Raw genomic sequence first — 2,370 nt, 5'->3', positions numbered from 1 at the left:
CTTTAGTAGCTGTAAGCAATATGAAGTAAGAGTGAGATTACAACATGTGGAAATGGCTCCATCCCTATGCCAAAGCAGAAACGTCATACCAGCTTGCTGGTAAACTTCTGCCGTGGTTCTCAATCCTAGCGCTATTGTGTCTATCCGTTGGTACGGTGTGGGGCCTCGCGTTCGCACCTTCTGATTATCAACAGGGTGATAGTTTCCGAATTATCTACATTCACGTTCCTTCTGCCATTTGGTCGATGGGCGTATACATGTCGATGGCTATTGCCGCGTTTATCGGTTTGGTATGGCAGGTAAGGCTTTCTGATATGGCTGCACTGGCGATGGCGCCGATTGGTGCTGTATTTACCTTCATTGCTCTGCTAACAGGCGCAGTTTGGGGTAAGCCAATGTGGGGCGCTTGGTGGGTTTGGGATGCACGCCTAACCTCAGAGCTGATTCTTCTATTCTTATATCTAGGTGTAATTGCACTTCACCATGCGTTTGATGACCAAAAAACAGCAGCAAAAGCGGCGGGTATTTTGGCTATCGTCGGCGTGATTAACCTCCCTATTATTCACTTCTCGGTAGAGTGGTGGAACACACTTCATCAAGGCGCGACGATCACCAAGTTCGCAAAACCTTCGATTTCAAGTGACATGCTATGGCCGCTTCTTCTCAACATCTTCGGTTTCGCTTTCTTCTTTGGCGCTTTGACCATGATTCGTTTCCGCAACGAAATCATCAGCAAAGAAAGTCATCGTCCATGGGTTCGCAAGCTTGCGGCTGATAAAGCGTAGTAGGGTAGGTATTTATGTATTTTGAATCTTTGAGTGATTTCTTTGCCATGGGCGGTTACGCGTCGTACGTATGGAGTGCATTTGGAATCACATTTCTCTCGATGATCATCTTACTGGTGGTAAGCGTTCGTCGTGGTAAGCAATTACTAACTGAAGTACAAGCTAAGGTTGATCGCCAAGCTCGTATCGATGCAGCAAAAAATATGGAGAACACTCTATGAACCCAAGACGCAAAAAGAGGCTGGGCATTGTCTTAGCGATCTTTTTTGGTATCAGTGCAACTGTTGGATTAATGGTTTACGCACTTAACCAGAACATGGATCTGTTCTACACACCAACTGAGCTGGTAAACGGTAAAGATGGTAAAAAACCTGAGGTTGGCCAACGCCTACGTATTGGTGGCATGGTTGTCGTAGGCTCTGTAAGCCGTGACAACGAATCACTACGAGTAAGCTTTGATTTGGCAGATGTAGGTCCTAAAGTAACAATTTTATACGATGGTATCCTTCCTGATCTTTTCCGTGAAGGCCAAGGTATTGTTGCTCAAGGTGTCTTAAAAGATGCAACGACAATCGAAGCGTTTGAGGTGTTGGCAAAGCACGATGAAGAGTACATGCCTTCTGAAGTTGCGGAAGCAATGAAGAAAACACATGAGCCTTTGCAATACACGACTGAACAAAAAGAAGGAAAAGCTCAATGATAGCCGAGATCGGCCATTTTGCGATGATCCTGTCCTTGGGACTTGCATTGCTGCTAAGCGTGCTCCCACTGTATGGAGCCGCTCGAAACAACACATTACTGATGAACAGCGCACGACCTTTGTCGTGGGGTATGTTCGGATTCTTAGCGATTTCGTTCTTTATCTTGTGTTACGCGTTTTACACAAATGATTTTACGATTCAATACGTTGCAAGTAACTCAAACAGCCAACTACCTTGGTACTACCGAATTACGGCCGTTTGGGGTGCACACGAAGGTTCATTGTTGCTTTGGGTACTTATCCAAGCAGGTTGGACGGTAGCAGTAGCGACCTTCAGCCGTGGTATGCCTCAGGAGTCTGTGGCTCGCGTTTTGGCTATCATGGGTTTGATTACTGTCGGCTTCTTGCTGTTCATTATCGTGACGTCTAACCCGTTCTTACGTACATTGCCTTTCTTCCCTGTTGATGGCCGTGACCTGAACCCACTACTGCAAGATCCGGGTTTGATCATTCACCCACCGATGCTTTACATGGGCTATGTAGGTTTCTCTGTTGCATTCTCTTTCGCGATTGCTTCTCTAATGAGTGGTCGTCTTGATACGGCATGGGCTCGTTGGTCTCGTCCTTGGACAATTGCAGCTTGGCTATTCCTAACGGTGGGTATCGCACTAGGTTCATGGTGGGCATACTACGAACTTGGCTGGGGTGGCTGGTGGTTCTGGGATCCAGTAGAAAACGCTTCATTCATGCCTTGGTTGGCTGGTACTGCACTGATGCACTCACTAGCGGTAACCGAAAAGCGTGGCACATTTAAAGCTTGGACAGTATTGCTGGCTATCTCTGCGTTCTCATTAAGCTTGTTGGGCACTTTCTTAGTTCGTTCGG

The 2,370-nt window shown here is 46.8% G+C and carries 4 protein-coding genes; all 4 read left to right on the top strand.

The window, feature by feature from the left end; genetic code table 11:
- Window positions 1–44: 44 nt before the first annotated feature.
- Complete coding sequence (locus tag BCT81_RS00260) at window positions 45–785, top strand: heme ABC transporter permease (RefSeq protein WP_004739880.1); 741 nt, start codon at window positions 45–47, stop codon at window positions 783–785.
- Window positions 786–799: 14 nt separating this feature from the next.
- Window positions 800–1,006 (top strand): heme exporter protein CcmD, encoded by a 207-nt coding sequence (gene ccmD, locus BCT81_RS00255; RefSeq protein ID WP_008218322.1) that lies wholly within the window; start codon window positions 800–802, stop codon window positions 1,004–1,006.
- Window positions 1,003–1,485 (top strand): cytochrome c maturation protein CcmE, encoded by a 483-nt coding sequence (gene ccmE, locus BCT81_RS00250; protein ID WP_102422933.1) that lies wholly within the window; start codon window positions 1,003–1,005, stop codon window positions 1,483–1,485. The genes ccmD and ccmE overlap by 4 nt, the downstream gene beginning before the upstream one ends.
- A partial coding sequence (gene ccsA, locus BCT81_RS00245; RefSeq protein ID WP_133152457.1) for a cytochrome c biogenesis protein CcsA occupies window positions 1,482–2,370 on the top strand: 889 nt, incomplete at its 3' end. The genes ccmE and ccsA, both read left to right, overlap by 4 nt.

Source organism: Vibrio sp. 10N.261.52.A1, from assembly GCF_002876325.1.
Lineage (GTDB): Bacteria > Pseudomonadota > Gammaproteobacteria > Enterobacterales > Vibrionaceae > Vibrio > Vibrio chagasii.
Note: the sequence above shows the minus strand (reverse complement) of the source record. Positions and strands in the feature narration are given on the sequence as shown.